Raw genomic sequence first — 14,221 nt, 5'->3', positions numbered from 1 at the left:
TGCAAGGCTATCGCCATTCCGTGCCGGGCAGCTAGGCGGGCCTACCGGCCCGTCAGCGACCAGGCGTCCTCGCCGTCGTCGTCGGAGTCGTCCCCGTCGTAGTAGTCCACGGCTTCGGGACGGCCGGCCAGGTCCTCGGCCACCAGGTCGGTGCCCCAGCCATGGTTGGCGTTCGCGTTCTCCGCCAGGGCCGCGGTCATCGGGTCGACGGCGGGCGCCTCGCCGCCGTCGGGCTCCCCGTCGCCGCCCGGACCGGCCGGCACGGGGCCGTCGCCGCGGATGGCGGCGAGGGTGGCGGCAAGGTCGTCGGGCTTGACGAGGACGTCGCGGGCCTTGGAGCCTTCGGACGGGCCCACCACACCCCGGGACTCCAGCAGGTCCATGAGGCGCCCGGCCTTGGCGAAACCGACGCGCAGCTTGCGCTGGAGCATCGAGGTGGAACCGAACTGCGTGGTGACCACCAGTTCGGTGGCCTGCAGCAGCACCTCCAGATCGTCCCCGATGTCGTCGTCGATCTGCTTCTTGGGCGCTTCCACGGCCACGTCGTCGCGGTAGTGGACGGTGAGCTGGCCCTTGACGTGGTCCACGACGCGCTTGATTTCCGCTTCCGTGACCCAGGCGCCCTGGACGCGCATGGGCTTGGACTTGCCCATGGGCAGGAACAGGGCGTCACCCTGGCCCAGCAGCTTCTCGGCGCCGGGCTGGTCCAGGACCACGCGGGAGTCGGTGACGGAGGAGGTGGCAAACGCCATGCGGGACGGGACGTTGGCCTTGATCAGGCCGGTCACCACGTCCACGGACGGACGCTGGGTGGCCAGCACCAGGTGGATGCCGGCGGCACGGGCCAGCTGGGTGATGCGGACAATGGAATCCTCCACGTCGCGGGGGGCCACCATCATCAGGTCGGCGAGCTCGTCCACGATCACCAGCAGGTACGGGTACGGGCGGATGACGCGCTTGGAGTCCACGGGCGGGTGGACCTTGCCGGCCTTGACGGCCTTGTTGAACTCATCAATGTGCTTGAAGCCGTAGTTGGCGAGGTCGTCGTAGCGCTGGTCCATCTCCCGCACCACCCACTGGAGCGCCTCGGCGGCCTTCTTCGGGTTCGTGATGATGGGGGTGATCAGGTGCGGCACGCCTTCGTAGGCGGTCAGTTCCACCCGTTTGGGGTCCACCATGACCATGCGGACCTCGTCGGGCGTGGCCCGCATAAGGATGGAGGTGATCATGGAGTTGACGAAGGAGGACTTTCCGGCGCCGGTGGCGCCGGCCACGAGCAGGTGGGGCATCTTTGCCAGGTTCGCCACGACGAAGCCGCCCTCGACGTCCTTTCCGACGCCCATCACCATGGGGTGGTCGGTGCGGCGGGCGTTGGCGGAGCGGAGCACGTCGCCGAGCACCACGATTTCCTTGTCCGCGTTGGGGATTTCAATGCCGATGGCGCTCTTGCCGGGGATGGGGCTGAGGATGCGCACGTCCGAGGACGCCACCGCGTAGGAGATGTTCTTGCTCAGGGCGGTGACCCGCTCCACCTTGGTGCCCGGGGCCAGCTCAATTTCGTACCGCGTGACGGTGGGGCCGCGGCTGAAGCCGGTGACGGCCGCGTCCACGTTGAACTGGTTCAGGGTGTCGGTCAGCGCGGCCACGACGGCGTCGTTCGCCTCCGTGGCTTCCTTCCCTGGCGGACCGGCCGGCAGGAACTCCGATTCCGGCAGGGTGTAGGTGACGTCGCCGGAGAGCTGCAGTTGTTCCGACCGTGCCGGAATGGGCGCGGGCAAGGTGGTGGGAGCGGCCGGGATGGCGTGGGTTGCGGCGTTGGCGGCGACGATCCCGATGGCCTCGGTGACCGCTTCGGGGCCGTGGCCGTCAGCGGCCCCACGGCCGCCGGCCGTGGTGGGCAGCCCCTGGCGTGCCTTGATCTTGTCCGCGGCCAGCTCGTCACGCGTGGGGCGCCGGACGCCCGGTGGCAGGGAAGGCGCGGCCGGCGCCGTGGGCAGGGCATCGTCGTCGTCCGCGTCCACCAGCGCGGTCTCGAACGCACCGTCGGTGTCACGGCCGGCTTCCAGGGCCTCGGCGGCGGCCTTCTTGCGGCCGCGCAGGGCCCGGGACTTCTTCTCCTTGGGGAGGCCGTCACGGTCGTACAGGTAGCTCTGGTCGTGGCCGTTGTCCGCGGGATCGTACTGCGGGCCCGCACCCACCAGCTGCGTGTAGAGCGCCCGCAGCCGGTCCGGGATGTGGCGCAGGGGCGTGGCCGTGAGGATCAGGACGCTGAAGAAGGCCAGGATGGAGAACACGGCGATGGCCAGCACGGGGCTGGCCGCGGCGACCAGGCCGCCGGCGATCATGCCGACCATGCCTCCGGCCCGGCTGACGCCGGCAAAGCCGCTGGCGGCGTCCGGCATGCCGCCGGCCACGTGGGCCAGGGCGCAGCCGGAAATGATCATGAGGGAAAACCCGATGGCCACCCGGTTGTTGGCGCGGACATTGCCCGGCTGGCGGAAGACCAGGATGGCAAAGATCAGCAACATGGGCGGCAACATGGCCGCGAACCAGCCGAAGGTCCCCTGGAAGACGCCGTGGACGGCGTCGGCCAGGCCGCCGGCCAGGCCCCACCACTCGAAGGTGGCGATCAGGGCCGCGAGCAGGATGAAGAACAGCCCGCTGCCGTCGCGCCGCTCCTCGTGGGCGATGCCGCTGACGTCGGCGCCCATGCGGCGCACCGCCCCGCCGACGAGGTGTCCGAGCCCCTGCCAGATGCCGACGGCAAAGCGCACCGGCCAGACATGCTGCGGTTCGGGAACGGATTGCCTGCTGCGGGCGCTCGGCATTTTGGCGGTCTTCGCAGGGCGCGTGGAACTGCCACCTTGCTTGCCGGCGGACGCGCGAGCGGGGGAAGAACGAGTCGCCATAACCTTAAAGCTACCTTGTTTGGCGCAACTTTCCGCGGATTTCCGCTCCCGGCGGCAGTGGTGGCGGGCTAGGCCTCCAGGACCACCGGGATGATCATGGGGCGGCGGCGGAGCCTGCGGTTGACCCAGGTGCCGATCACCCGGCGCACCACCTGCTGGAGCTGGTGGGTGGTGTGGTCCGTGCTGGCCGTGACGGCTTCCTCGAGTGCGGCGGCGATCCTGGGCTTGATCTCGTCAAAGACGGCGTCGTCCTCGGCCATGCCCCGCGCGTGGATGTCCGGGCCGGAGACGATCTTGCCCGTGGAGCGGTTGACGACGGTGATAATGGAGATGAATCCTTCATCGCCAAGGATGCGCCGGTCCTTGAGGTCCTCGTCGGTGATTTCGCCCACGCTCTGGCCATCGACGTACACGAAGCCGCATTCGACCTGGCCGACGATCCTCGCCCGGCCCGCGGCCAGGTCGATCACCGCGCCGTCGCCGGTCAACAGCACATTCGAGGCCGGCACGCCGGAGGACTGCGCGATCCTGCCGTTGGCAATCAGGTGGCGGGTTTCCCCGTGCACCGGCATGACATTCCTGGGCTCCACGAGGTTGTAGCAGTACAGCAGCTCCCCGGCCGCTGCGTGCCCGGAGACGTGCACCTTGGCCGTGCCCTTGTGGATGACGTCGGCGCCGCGCTTGAGCAGGCCGTTGATGATCCGGAACACGGCGTTTTCGTTGCCGGGGATCAGCGAGGACGCCAGGATGACGGTGTCGCCCTGGCCCACCGCGATCTTGTGGTCCCCGTTGGCCATGCGGGACAGGGCGGCCATGGGTTCGCCCTGGGACCCGGTGGACATGAGCACCACCTGGCTGTCCGGCAGCTGGTTGACGTTTTTCAGGTCCACGAGCACGTTGTCCGGCACGGACAGATAGCCCAGCTTCGCGGCAATGGCCATGTTGCGGACCATGGAGCGGCCCACGAAGGCCACCTTGCGGTCGTGCTGCACGGCGGCGTTGAGGACCTGCTGGACCCGGTGGACGTGGGAGGAGAAGCTGGCCACGATGATGCGCTTGTCGGCCTGGCCGAACAGCGCCTCCAGCGTCGGTCCGATCTCCGCCTCGCTGGTGGTGAAGCCGGGTACGTCGGCGTTCGTGGAATCCACCAGGAAAAGGTCCACGCCTTCCTCGCCCAGGCGGGCCAGGTGGCGCAGGTCGGTGCGCCGGCCGTCCAGCGGCAGCTGGTCCATCTTGAAGTCGCCGGTGTGCAGCACGGTGCCCCCGCCCGTGCGGATGAACACGGCCAGGGCGTCCGGGATGGAGTGGTTGACGGCGACGAATTCGCACTGGAACGGGCCGAACTGCTCCACCTGGCCTTCCATGACCGTCAGCGTCCAGGGCTTGAGGCGGTGCTCGGTGAGCTTGGCTTCAACGAAGGCCAGCGTCAGCTGCGAACCGATCAGGGGAATGTCGTTGCGCAGGCGCAGCAGGTAGGGCACGGCGCCGATGTGGTCCTCGTGGCCGTGGGTGAGCACCACGCCCACCACGTCCTCCAGACGGTCCTCAATGTAGGAAAAGTCCGGCAGGATCAGGTCCACGCCCGGCTGGTCCTCCTCGGGGAAGAGCACCCCGCAGTCCACAATGAGCAGCTTGCCGTCAATTTCAAAGACGGTCATGTTGCGACCGATCTCGCCGATGCCGCCGAGTGGGACAATGCGCAGCGTGTCCGGCGCCAGTGCGGGCGGGGCGAGCAGACCGGGCTCGGTCATTTGGGTCATGTCTACAATTCCATTCCAGCTTCCGCAAGGTCAGCCTTGATCAGGGCAATCTCGGCCGCACCCGGTTCCACGAGGGGAAGGCGGACCACCGAGGTGGGCAGGATTCCCTGCCACTTGAGAATCTGCTTGACCGACACGGCACCCTGGATGTGGCCCATGGTGGCACGCACCACCGGGTCCAGCTCAAAATGGAGGCGGCGGGCCGTGGCGAAGTCGCCGGCGGCAGCGGCGTCGACGAGGGCACGGAACTTTTGCGGCGCCACGTGGGCGCTGACGCTGACCAGGCCGACGGCGCCGGCGGCCATGAGCGGCAGGGTCAGTCCGTCGTCGCCCGAGTAGACGTCGAGGTCGGTGTTGGCGAGCACGCGGGTGGTGGCGCTGAAGTCGGCCTTGGCATCCTTGAGGGCGGTGATGCGCGGGTGGTCGGCCAGCTTGATGATGGTTTCGGTGGCAATGGGCACGCCGGCCCGGCCGGGGATGTCATAGAGCATGACGGGCAGATCGGTGGAGTCGGCAATGGCCGTGAAGTGCGCCTGGATGCCGGCCTGGCTGGGCTTGTTGTAGTAGGGGGTGACGATCAGCAGGCCGTGGACGCCCAGGGCCGCGGCGCGCCGGGACAGGCTGATGGAGTGGCGGGTGTCATTGGTGCCGGTGCCGGCGATGACGCGGGCCCGGTCCCCCACGGCGTCCAGGACGGCCTGGAACATGCCCAGGTTTTCCTCGTCCGTCAGGGTGGAGGTTTCGCCCGTGGTGCCGGTGACCAGGATGCCGTCGCAGCCGTCGTCGACCAGCTTGTTGGCCAGCGCCGCTGCCTGTTTGTAGTCGACGGCCCCGTCCTCGGTGAAGGGGGTGACCATGGCGGGCACCAGTGTTCCAAAGGGGCGGGTGGCAATAGCAGACTCAGACATGGGTAAAACGTTACCTGCTACCGGGCCGATTCGTTCAACGTGCGCCACGTTATGGACGGTCTGCCGACCGGCCGTCCTGCAGGAACGGCAGCCATTCGTCAAGGACCGGCTGGGCGGGAAACAGCGTGGTGCCGTGGTTGCGCCCGGGCAGTTCCACGAGCCGCGCATGGGGCATGAGGCCGGCCGCGCGCCGGGAGTCCGCCAGCCGGTCCCTGTCCGCCGTGCCGGCCAGCAGCAGGGCGGGCATGGCCAGGGCGGCCACGTCGGCCTCGGCGATGGCGGGTTCGGCCTCCGTCTGGCGGAAGTAGGCCTGCAGGGCCGCCGCGTCATTGGCCAGGAAGGCTGCCTTGGTCTGCGGGTCGAGCGGGCCGCCTATCTGTGCCTCCCAGCCGGCAACGAAGGCGGGCATGCCGCCGGAGCCGAGGGCGGCGTCATACCCGGGGAAAAACAGCCTGCCCACGCTTCCGGGCTGGATGCGGTAGGTCCCGCCCAGGGTGGTCAGCGAAAGCAGCCGCTCCGGGGCGGCCACGGCCAGGGAGTAGCCGATGCGTGAGCCCACCGAATAGCCGCCGATGTGGGCCCGTGGCGCACCCGCGGCGTCCAGCACGGCCAGGGCGTCCGCCACGAGCACGTCCATGGCGTACGCCGCCTGGGTGTGCGGCTTGCCGGAGCGGCCGTGCCCGCGCAGGTCCATCGTGATGACGGTGTGGTTTTCGCGCAATGCCTTGGTGTAGCCAAAGCCACGCCAGATGGCGCGGCTGAGCGCGCTGCCGTGGAGCAGCAGGATGGGGTCGCCCTCCCCCACCACATCGTAGGAAAGTTCGACGCCGTCGTCCGGGTTGTGGGTGCTGGTCACCTTGGTCCTGCCTCTTGCATGGGTCGGGTAGTGCGGCCGTGGCCCGGGGATCTGCCGGCGAGGAGGCCGCGTCCGGCAGCCCGGAGTGCTGCGTCAGCCGGCGCGGTACAGGGTGAAGGCGTCGCGCATGGCCTTGCGGGCGCGCTTGCGGTCCCCGGCGGCGTCGTAGGCGCAGGAGAGCCGGAACCAGGAGCGCCAGTCGCCGGGCGCGGCCTCAGCCTCCAGCCGGTATTTTTCAAATTCGGCGTCGGCGGCGGCGCGGACGATCCGGCCGCCGGGCGTGCGCGGGAGGTTGTCCACCGGCAGGCCGCCCTCGGCCTCAAGGATGTTGGCCAGCTTCTCGGTGCGGGCGCCAAAGAGCACTTCCTTGATGAGCGCCCACGCGGCCACGAGCGGGATGAGGAAGTAGCCGGCGCCCATGGCCTTGGCCTGCCACTCCGGGGAGACGAACATCAGCGTGAAGGAGCGCTGGAACATGACCACCAGGTAAAACACCAGCAGCAGGCAGATCAGCGCCACCCAGACCTTCGTCTTCGAGATGCGGATCCCGGGCCTTGTTGTCTTTGACATGGGGTCAGCCTTCAAGGTCGAGGTAGCCGTCGAGGCCCACGGTCAGTCCGGGGCGTGTCCCCACGGTGCGCACGCCCAGCAGCACGCCGGGCATGAAGGAGGCGTGGTTGAAGGAGTCGTGGCGGATGGTCAGCGCTTCCCCCGGGCTGCCCAGCAGCACCTCCTGGTGTGCCACGAGGCCGGCGAGCCGGACGCTGTGCACGGGGATGCCGTCCACCGAGGCGCCGCGGGCGCCGTCGAGTTCGGTCTCCGTGGCGTCTGGTGCGGCCGGGACGCCGGCGTCGCTGCGGGCCTTGGCCACGAGCGCGGCGGTGCGCAGCGCGGTGCCGGAGGGTGCGTCCACCTTGCGCGGGTGGTGCAGCTCGATGATCTCCACCGAGTCGAAGTATTTTGCGGCCTTGGCGGCAAAGTGGGTGGCCAGCACCGAGCCCAGGGCAAAGTTGGGGGCGATCAGCACCCCGGTTGCGGGATGGAAGGCCAGCAGGTCCGCCAGGGAAGCCAGGCGTGCGGCATCCCAGCCGGTGGTGCCCACCACGGCGTGGATCCCGTGTTCCACGGCGAAGCGGACGTTGGCCTCCGTGGAGGTGGGGACGGTCAGGTCCACCACCACCTGCACGCCCTTTTCCACCAGCCTGTCCAGGGGATCGTTGCGGCCCAGCGCGGCCACCAGCTCCATGCCCTCGGCTTCCCCGACGGCCGCAACGGCAGCTGCCCCCATTCGTCCCTTGGCACCGAGCACGGCCACCCTCAGCATTTCACTCATGCTTTTAAGACTACTGGCTTTCAGCCCCCGGATTGTCCGCCGTCCCAGCGCCGGCGTCGGGCAGCGCCCCGGCGCCCACCCACTCCGCCGTGCCGTCGGTGAAGAACTGTTCCTTCCAGATCGGCACCTCGGCCTTGATCCGTTCCACGAGTTCCGAGCACACCGCGAAGGCCTCGGCCCGGTGCGATGAGGCGACGGCGGCAACCAGCGCGGGCTCGCCGATTTCCAGCGGGCCCACGCGGTGGGCCACCCAGACGCGCACCGGGTGCCCGTCGGGGTCGGCGGCGCCCTCGGCCACGGAGGCCACCACGGAATCGAGCACGCCCTGGGCGAGCGGATGGGCGCTGTAGGACAGCCGCGCCACCTGCTTTCCGGCGTCGTGGTTGCGGACAATGCCGCTAAAACTGACCACGGCACCGGCCGTGTCCGATTCCACGGCGGCCATGGCGGCGTCCACCGAGATCGGCGCGGAGCTCAGCAGCGCGGCGACCACCTCAAGGTTAGTGTCCATGCCCGCCTCCCACCTGTTCGCAGATGTGCCCGATGAGGGGATCAAGCACGGCCAGCCCGTCCATGACGCCGGACGGCGAGCCCGGCAGGTTCACCACGAACGTCCGCCCCGCCAGGCCCGCGTGCCCGCGGCTGAGGGCGGCCATGGGCGTCTTGGCCAGGCCCGCTGCGCGGATGGCCTCCATGATGCCCGGGACCTCGCGGTCCAGCAGCGGCAGGGTCATTTCCGGGGTTTCGTCGGTGGGGCTCAGTCCGGTGCCGCCGCTGGTCAGCACGACGGCGGGCCGTTGCGCCAGCAGGGCGCGCAGGGCCGCGCCGACGGGGGCGCCGTCGGGCACCACCACGGGCTCGGCGACGTCGAATCCGTGTTCCCGCAGCCAGCCGGTGATGACGGGCCCGGTCTTGTCCGCGTAGACGCCCAGGGCGGCCCGGGTGGAGGCGATGACCACCCCGGCCCGGCCCGGCCCGGCAGCGGGTTCGCAGGCACTCACTGCGCCACCTCCGCGGGCCCGGCGGTCCAGTCCCCGCTCTTGCCGCCGCTCTTGGCCAGCACCTGGATGCCGGAGATGACGGCGTGCTTGTCCACGGCCTTGACCATGTCGTACACGCTCAGCGCCGCAACGGAGACGGCCGTCAGCGCCTCCATCTCCACGCCCGTGACGCCACGGGTCTTGACGGTGGCCGTGATGGTGACGGCGGCGGCGCCGAGCCCAAAGTCGACCGTGACCTTGGAAATTGGCAGCGGGTGGCACAGGGGAATGAGTTCCGGCGTCTTTTTGGCGCCCATGATGCCGGCCACGCGGGCCACGGCCAGGGCGTCGCCCTTCGGCAGCTCGCCCGCGCCCAGCAGCGCCATGACCGCCGGGGTCGTGTGCACCGTGCCGGTGGCGGTGGCCTCCCGGACGGTGGCGGCCTTGGCGGAGACGTCCACCATGTGGGCCGTGCCGTCGTGGCGCAGGTGGGTTAATTCAGGGGTCTGGGGATCAGTCACAACAGCCATACTTCCACCTTTGACCCGGCGTGCAATTCCGTGACCCCCGCCGGGATGTGAATGAGCGCGTTGGCCTGGGCCAAGGCCCCCAGCAAGTGCGACGACGGGCCGCCCACCTCGCGCACGGAGGCCGCGGATTCAAACCCCGGGCCCTGGTACACGCCGCGGCGGACCTGGTACTTGCCGGCCGGCGAGTCCAGCGCGTTCTCCAGGGCTGCCAGGACCCGCCGGCGCGGTGCCGGGGCGCCCAGCAGCGCCGTCAGCGCCGGGCGCAGGAACAGTTCAAAGGAGACCACGCCGCTGACGGGGTTGCCGGGGAAACCGATGAACGGCACGCCCTTGTACGTGCCCAGCGCCTGGGGCCCGCCCGGCTGCAGGGCCAGGGAGACAAAGTCCACGTCGAGCCCGGACAGGGCCTGCTTCACAACTTCAAAGGCGCCGGCGCTGATGCCGCCGGTGGACAGGATCAGGTCCACACTGTCCACATACCCGTCCAGCACCTCCAGCAGCGCGTGGGGCTCGTCCCGGACCACGGGCGCCAGGACCACCTCAACCCCGGCCTGCACCAGGTTGGCGCGCAGCAGCGCCATGTTGGCGTCGAAGATCCTCCCCTCCGGCAGGCCGTCCGCGGCCCGGGGGTCCCCCGGCAGCAACACTTCGTCGCCCGTGGTCACCAGGAGCACGCGCGGTTCCGGGCGCACCGGCAGGGAACTGCAGCCCAAGGCGGAAGCCAGGCCGATGTGGGCGGCGTTCAGCAGCGTACCTTCGGCGATGGCAACGCTGCCGGCGGCGAGGTCGCTGCCCTTCGCGCGGACAAAGGTGCCGGGCCGGGTGGCCGGCAGCTTCACCGTGCCGCCTGCCGCCGGAAAGGCGGCCGGGCGGGCCTGCTCCACGGGCACCACGGCGTTGGCCCCCGCCGGGAGCATTGCCCCGGTCATGATCGGGGCGGCGGTGCCCGGTTCCAGGGGCGGGGGCAGGATCCCGGCCGGGATCGTTTTCGCCACACGGTAGATGGTTGATTTTCTGGAATCAATGTTATGGGGTTGTTTCGCTGACGGGTCCACCCGGATGGCGAAGCCGTCCATCTGGGAGTTGGCAAACGGCGGCAGGTCGATGGGCGCCAGCAGTTCGGCAGCCAGCACACGCCCGGGCAGCCCGGTCAGCGGAACCCGGGTTGCGGCGTCGTGCAACAACGGGACACCGCCGGTGCCCTGCCAGGCGCGGCCCAGCATTTCAAGCACGGCCTGTTGGTGTTCTGCAACTGTTCTACGCATCGGTTTTCCTCCCGGAACAACATGCGGCGGCGGACGTTAGACCCATCCTAGGTGACGTCCGGGGCTCCCCCGGCGGGGTGGCGCGCCCGCGGATGCCCGTCACCGTGCGGTGAATTCAACCGTGTGCCAGCCCGTGGCCCCGTTTGGCGCGGGCGGGGCAATGTCGCCTGTCTGGACGGCCCCGGTCCCGTCGACGGCGCGGACCTTCAGCTGGTGGTGCCCCGCCGTGAGGTCCAGGGGTGCCTGCCACTGGACCCAGGTGTCCTTGTTCAGCGCGGCCGCCAGCGTGGCACCCTGCCAGGGCCCGCCGTCGAGCTGGACCTGCACGGCCGCGATGCCGCGCTCCGGCGACCACGCCACGCCGGCTGCCACATACCGGCCGGCCGCGGGCGTCGCACCGGCGTTCGGGACGTCGATGCGCGACGCCGTCTTGATCGGCCCGAGCGCGCTCCATCCCAGCGGCGTCCAGTAGCCCTGGTCGGCGGTGAAGGTGGTGACCTTCAGCTCGGCCAGCCATTTCGTGGCGGAGACGTAGCCATACAGGCCCGGCACTATGAGCCGTGCCGGGTAGCCGTGCACCAACGGCAGCGGCGCGCCGTCCATGCCCACGGCGATCATGGCGTTCCTGGCATCCGTCATGGCCGCCAGCGGGGTGCCGGCGGTGAATCCGTCGGTGCTGCGCGAGAGGACCATGTCCGCCCCGGGTTTCACCCCGGCCTCGGCCAGCAGCTCCCGCACCGGCCAGCCGAGCCAGCGGGCGTTGCCCACCAGGTTCCCGCCGACGTCGTTGGAGACGCAGCCGATGGTCACATAGCTTTCCACCATCGGCTTGGCCAGGAGCTGGGCAAAGTCCATGGTGATTTCATGCTCCACCAGCCCGGTCACGGTCAGCTTCCACGTATCGGAGTTCACGGCCGGGACCACCAGCGCCGTGTCGATGCGGTAAAAATTGTTGGGGTCCGTGACCAGCGGGGTGATGCCGGCAATGTCCAGGACTGCGGCGGCGGGGACCGGCGGCGCGGGCCGGAGGGCGCGGGGCAGCACGACCTTCGCGCGCAGCCCCGCCACCGCAACCGACGCCCTGCGCAGCATGACCGCGGCACCGCCGGCGAGCACTGCCACGGCCGCGCCGGCGCCCATGTATCCGAGGAAGCTGCGGCGGGTGGTGCCCTGCCCGGCGCCCGCGGCCGGGTCGGTTGGTTCGGGGGCCGTATCTGCGGGGGCCGGCACGGGAGGCGGGCCGGGAACCCGGGCCCGCCTCCGGGCGTCGTACTCCGCCTTCAGCACCCGGGCCAGCGACGGCGCGAGGAACCTGCTGCGGACCCAGGCCAGCAGCACCATCGCGAGTCCGGCTGCAACCACGGGGGCCACGAACGCCATGCCGGAGATGTCCGGCCGGGCGGCCACCGCGACGATCCCGGCGACACCAAACACCGCAATGAGGGCCAGGCCAAGACCCCGGCGGGTGCGTTCGAGCAGCCCGGCGACGGCGGCCAGCACGGCCATGATCACCACCATGGTGGCAAGGAAGACGGTTTTGTCCGAGGTTCCGAAGAGGTGGATGGCCCATTCCTTGGTGCCCCCGGGCAGTGCGCCGATGACACCCTGCCCCACGGCGCTCACGGGCGACGCCGACGGGCTCACCACGGCGGCGATGAGTTCACCGGCCGCCACGCCCACGCCCGTGCACACCACTCCGGCCAAGCCCCAGTTGCGACGCGCCTCCATGGCTTCCCTTCCGTTGGGGGCAAGGTCCGGCAGCCCCATGTCACAATTCTAGTTTCGCGGGCGGGGCAAAGCTCCGCCTGCCCCCAAATGGCGCCGATGGCGTAGCGTGGTGGCATGGATACGGGACGCACACTATTGGGCATGCCGGCGGTTCCCGGCGCAGCCCCCGCACGCCCCGCAGCATGGGCGCCGGGGCCGGCAGCCGGGCTGCTTGACCAGTTTGGCCGGACGGCCACGGACATGCGCCTGTCGCTGACGGACAAATGCAACCTGCGCTGCCTATACTGCATGCCCGAGAACGGGCTGGAGTGGCTGAAGAAGGACAAGCTGTTGACTGCCGCCGAGATTGTGCGGCTGGTGGGGCTGGGCGTGGACCGCCTCGGTGTGCGCGAGCTGCGGCTGACGGGCGGCGAACCGCTGGTGCGCGCAGATCTCGTGGACATCATTGCCGCGCTGCGCGCCAACCATCCTGAGCTGCCCATTTCGCTGACCACCAACGGCGTGGGGCTGGCCCGCAAGGCCCAGGCCCTGGCCGACGCCGGGTTGACGCGGCTGAATGTCTCCATGGACACCCTGCACCACGACGCCTTCCTCCAGCTCACGCGACGGCCGTTCCTGGACCAGGTGCTGGCCGGCATTGACGCCGCCGCTGCCGCGGGCCTGCCCCCGGTCAAGGTCAATGCCGTGCTAATGCGTGGCGTCAATGACCACCATGCGGTGGAGCTGCTGGACTGGTGCCTGGAACGCGGCTGCGAGCTGCGGTTCATCGAACAGATGCCGCTGGACGCCGACCACGGCTGGACCCGCGAGGGCATGATCACCGCCGCCGAAATCCGCGCCCTGCTTGGCCGCGGCTTCGCCCTCTCGCCCGACCCCCGCGCACGCGACGGCGCCCCCGCCGAACGCTTTGAGGTCCGGCGCCCCGGCACCGGGGAGCTCCTGGGCACCGTGGGCATCATCGCGTCGGTGACCGAACCGTTTTGCGCCGACTGCCGCCGCACCCGCATCACCGCCGAAGGCAAGGTGATGAGCTGCCTGTTTTCCCGCACCGAAGTAGACCTGCTGGTGCTGCTGCGTGCCGGGGCGTCCCCGGCCGACGACGATGCTGTCACCGCCCGCTGGCAGGACGCCATGTGGGCGAAGCCGAAGGCCCACGGCATGGGCCATCCGGGCCTGGGCGACGCTGATTTTGTCCAGCCCGACCGCAGCATGAGCGCCATAGGAGGCTGAGAATGGACGTACGATTTTTTGCCGCCGCCGCGGCGGCGACGGGTGTTGAAGAGCAGGCGGTGGACCTGGCGGCGTTGGCCGGGACGGCGCCCTTCACGCTCGGCGACCTCTCGAAGTTCCTGGTCGAGTCGTTTCCGGTGTCTGCTTCATCGAGCACTCCCCCACTCTCCGAGCTGCTGACACGGTGCAGCTTCCTGGTCAACGAGGTTTCCCAGCGCAACCTGGCCACCGCGCTGGCCCCGGACGACGTCGTCGACGTCCTCCCGCCGTTCGCCGGCGGGTAACCGGCTGACCTTTTCCCCCGCCTGACGGTCGGCATCATGTGGGGTGTTGCCTGGCGGGGCCGGGCAGTGGCGGTGCGGTGGTGATGTAGTGGTGGCCGGTGGGGGTGGTGACGGTGGTGCGGGGCGGGACTGCCAACTTAACGGTGTATCTCGGTTAGTGGCTGTGGGCGGACAGCCGGCCGTTGAATGCGATGTCGAAGGCGTTCAGCGCGCCCTTCCATCGTTGGGTCCACCGGGCCCTGCCACGTCCGGTGGGGTCAAGGGCCATCACGGCGAGGTAGACGCATTTAAGTGCGGCTTGCTCGTTCGGGAAGTGGCCGCGGGCACGGACGGCCTTGCGGATCCGGGCGTTCACGGACTCGATCGCGTTGGTCGTGCACACGATCCGGCGGATCTCCCGGTCGAACTGCAGGAACGGGACGAACTCGGCCCACGCGT

14 protein-coding genes are annotated in these 14,221 nt (G+C 69.9%); 2 read left to right on the top strand and 12 right to left on the bottom strand.

Features of this window, described 5'->3' with window-relative positions; all coding sequences use genetic code 11:
• Positions 1 to 41 precede the first annotated feature (41 nt).
• The 11 genes from G6035_RS11840 to G6035_RS11790 all read right to left on the bottom strand — a co-directional run bounded on the left by G6035_RS11840 (position 42) and on the right by G6035_RS11790 (position 12,308).
• Positions 42 to 2,909, bottom strand: coding sequence for a DNA translocase FtsK (locus G6035_RS11840; RefSeq protein WP_176617303.1), 2,868 nt, complete (start codon positions 2,907 to 2,909; stop codon positions 42 to 44).
• Between the two features lie 68 nt (positions 2,910 to 2,977).
• Entirely contained in the window at positions 2,978 to 4,669 is a 1,692-nt protein-coding gene (locus tag G6035_RS11835; RefSeq protein ID WP_176617302.1) for a ribonuclease J, read from the bottom strand.
• 2 nt (positions 4,670 to 4,671) lie between these two features.
• Positions 4,672 to 5,577, bottom strand: coding sequence for a 4-hydroxy-tetrahydrodipicolinate synthase (gene dapA, locus G6035_RS11830; protein ID WP_176617301.1), 906 nt, complete (start codon positions 5,575 to 5,577; stop codon positions 4,672 to 4,674).
• A gap of 49 nt (positions 5,578 to 5,626) precedes the next feature.
• The gene (locus tag G6035_RS11825) at positions 5,627 to 6,433 is read right to left on the bottom strand and encodes an alpha/beta hydrolase family protein (protein WP_176617300.1); all 807 of its coding nucleotides are present in this window, start codon (positions 6,431 to 6,433) and stop codon (positions 5,627 to 5,629) included.
• A gap of 93 nt (positions 6,434 to 6,526) precedes the next feature.
• The gene (locus G6035_RS11820; RefSeq protein ID WP_176617299.1) at positions 6,527 to 7,003 is read right to left on the bottom strand and encodes a hypothetical protein; all 477 of its coding nucleotides are present in this window, start codon (positions 7,001 to 7,003) and stop codon (positions 6,527 to 6,529) included.
• Positions 7,004 to 7,007: 4 nt separating this feature from the next.
• A complete protein-coding gene (gene dapB, locus G6035_RS11815; protein WP_176617298.1) occupies positions 7,008 to 7,766 on the bottom strand; it encodes a 4-hydroxy-tetrahydrodipicolinate reductase in 759 nt (252 codons plus the stop codon).
• Positions 7,767 to 7,776: 10 nt separating this feature from the next.
• Positions 7,777 to 8,277: a molybdenum cofactor biosynthesis protein MoaE gene (locus G6035_RS11810; protein ID WP_176617297.1), complete on the bottom strand. Its 501-nt coding sequence runs from the start codon at positions 8,275 to 8,277 to the stop codon at positions 7,777 to 7,779.
• Entirely contained in the window at positions 8,267 to 8,767 is a 501-nt protein-coding gene (locus G6035_RS11805) for a MogA/MoaB family molybdenum cofactor biosynthesis protein (protein WP_176617296.1), read from the bottom strand. The genes G6035_RS11810 and G6035_RS11805 overlap by 11 nt, the downstream gene beginning before the upstream one ends.
• Positions 8,764 to 9,276 carry a cyclic pyranopterin monophosphate synthase MoaC gene (moaC, locus tag G6035_RS11800; protein WP_176617295.1) on the bottom strand — a complete coding sequence of 171 codons (513 nt, stop codon included), beginning with the start codon at positions 9,274 to 9,276 and terminating at the stop codon, positions 8,764 to 8,766. Before moaC ends, G6035_RS11805 begins: the two co-directional genes overlap by 4 nt.
• Complete coding sequence (gene glp / locus G6035_RS11795; RefSeq protein ID WP_176617294.1) at positions 9,264 to 10,541, bottom strand: gephyrin-like molybdotransferase Glp; 1,278 nt, start codon at positions 10,539 to 10,541, stop codon at positions 9,264 to 9,266. The genes moaC and glp overlap by 13 nt, the downstream gene beginning before the upstream one ends.
• A gap of 99 nt (positions 10,542 to 10,640) precedes the next feature.
• A complete protein-coding gene (locus tag G6035_RS11790; RefSeq protein WP_256127936.1) occupies positions 10,641 to 12,308 on the bottom strand; it encodes a molybdopterin-dependent oxidoreductase in 1,668 nt (555 codons plus the stop codon).
• 102 nt (positions 12,309 to 12,410) lie between these two features.
• On the opposite strand from G6035_RS11790, the gene moaA reads away from it, so the two are divergent.
• Both moaA and G6035_RS11780 read left to right on the top strand, forming a co-directional pair.
• A complete protein-coding gene (moaA, locus tag G6035_RS11785; RefSeq protein ID WP_256127935.1) occupies positions 12,411 to 13,499 on the top strand; it encodes a GTP 3',8-cyclase MoaA in 1,089 nt (362 codons plus the stop codon).
• Positions 13,500 to 13,501: 2 nt separating this feature from the next.
• Positions 13,502 to 13,783, top strand: a complete 282-nt coding sequence (locus tag G6035_RS11780) for a MoaD/ThiS family protein (protein WP_176617292.1) — start codon at positions 13,502 to 13,504, stop codon at positions 13,781 to 13,783.
• Between the two features lie 154 nt (positions 13,784 to 13,937).
• Here G6035_RS11780 and G6035_RS11775 read toward each other — a convergent pair.
• The coding region (locus G6035_RS11775; protein ID WP_176617291.1) for a transposase at positions 13,938 to 14,221 on the bottom strand (284 nt) is incomplete at its 5' end.

It is taken from the genome of Arthrobacter sp. SDTb3-6 (assembly GCF_013376095.1).
Taxonomy (GTDB): Bacteria; Actinomycetota; Actinomycetes; order Actinomycetales; family Micrococcaceae; genus Specibacter.
Note: the sequence above shows the minus strand (reverse complement) of the source record. Positions and strands in the feature narration are given on the sequence as shown.

Coding starts and splice junctions, on each gene's coding strand:
- dapB (WP_176617298.1), bottom strand. CDS start 7,766: ATGAGTGAAATGCTGAGGGTGGCCGTGCTCGGTGCCAAGGGACGAATG.
- G6035_RS11840 (WP_176617303.1), bottom strand. CDS start 2,909: ATGGCGACTCGTTCTTCCCCCGCTCGCGCGTCCGCCGGCAAGCAAGGT.
- G6035_RS11835 (WP_176617302.1), bottom strand. CDS start 4,669: ATGACCCAAATGACCGAGCCCGGTCTGCTCGCCCCGCCCGCACTGGCG.
- G6035_RS11820 (WP_176617299.1), bottom strand. CDS start 7,003: ATGTCAAAGACAACAAGGCCCGGGATCCGCATCTCGAAGACGAAGGTC.
- G6035_RS11810 (WP_176617297.1), bottom strand. CDS start 8,277: ATGGACACTAACCTTGAGGTGGTCGCCGCGCTGCTGAGCTCCGCGCCG.
- glp (WP_176617294.1), bottom strand. CDS start 10,541: ATGCGTAGAACAGTTGCAGAACACCAACAGGCCGTGCTTGAAATGCTG.
- G6035_RS11790 (WP_256127936.1), bottom strand. CDS start 12,308: ATGGGGCTGCCGGACCTTGCCCCCAACGGAAGGGAAGCCATGGAGGCG.
- dapA (WP_176617301.1), bottom strand. CDS start 5,577: ATGTCTGAGTCTGCTATTGCCACCCGCCCCTTTGGAACACTGGTGCCC.
- moaA (WP_256127935.1), top strand. CDS start 12,411: ATGCCGGCGGTTCCCGGCGCAGCCCCCGCACGCCCCGCAGCATGGGCG.
- G6035_RS11780 (WP_176617292.1), top strand. CDS start 13,502: ATGGACGTACGATTTTTTGCCGCCGCCGCGGCGGCGACGGGTGTTGAA.
- moaC (WP_176617295.1), bottom strand. CDS start 9,276: ATGGCTGTTGTGACTGATCCCCAGACCCCTGAATTAACCCACCTGCGC.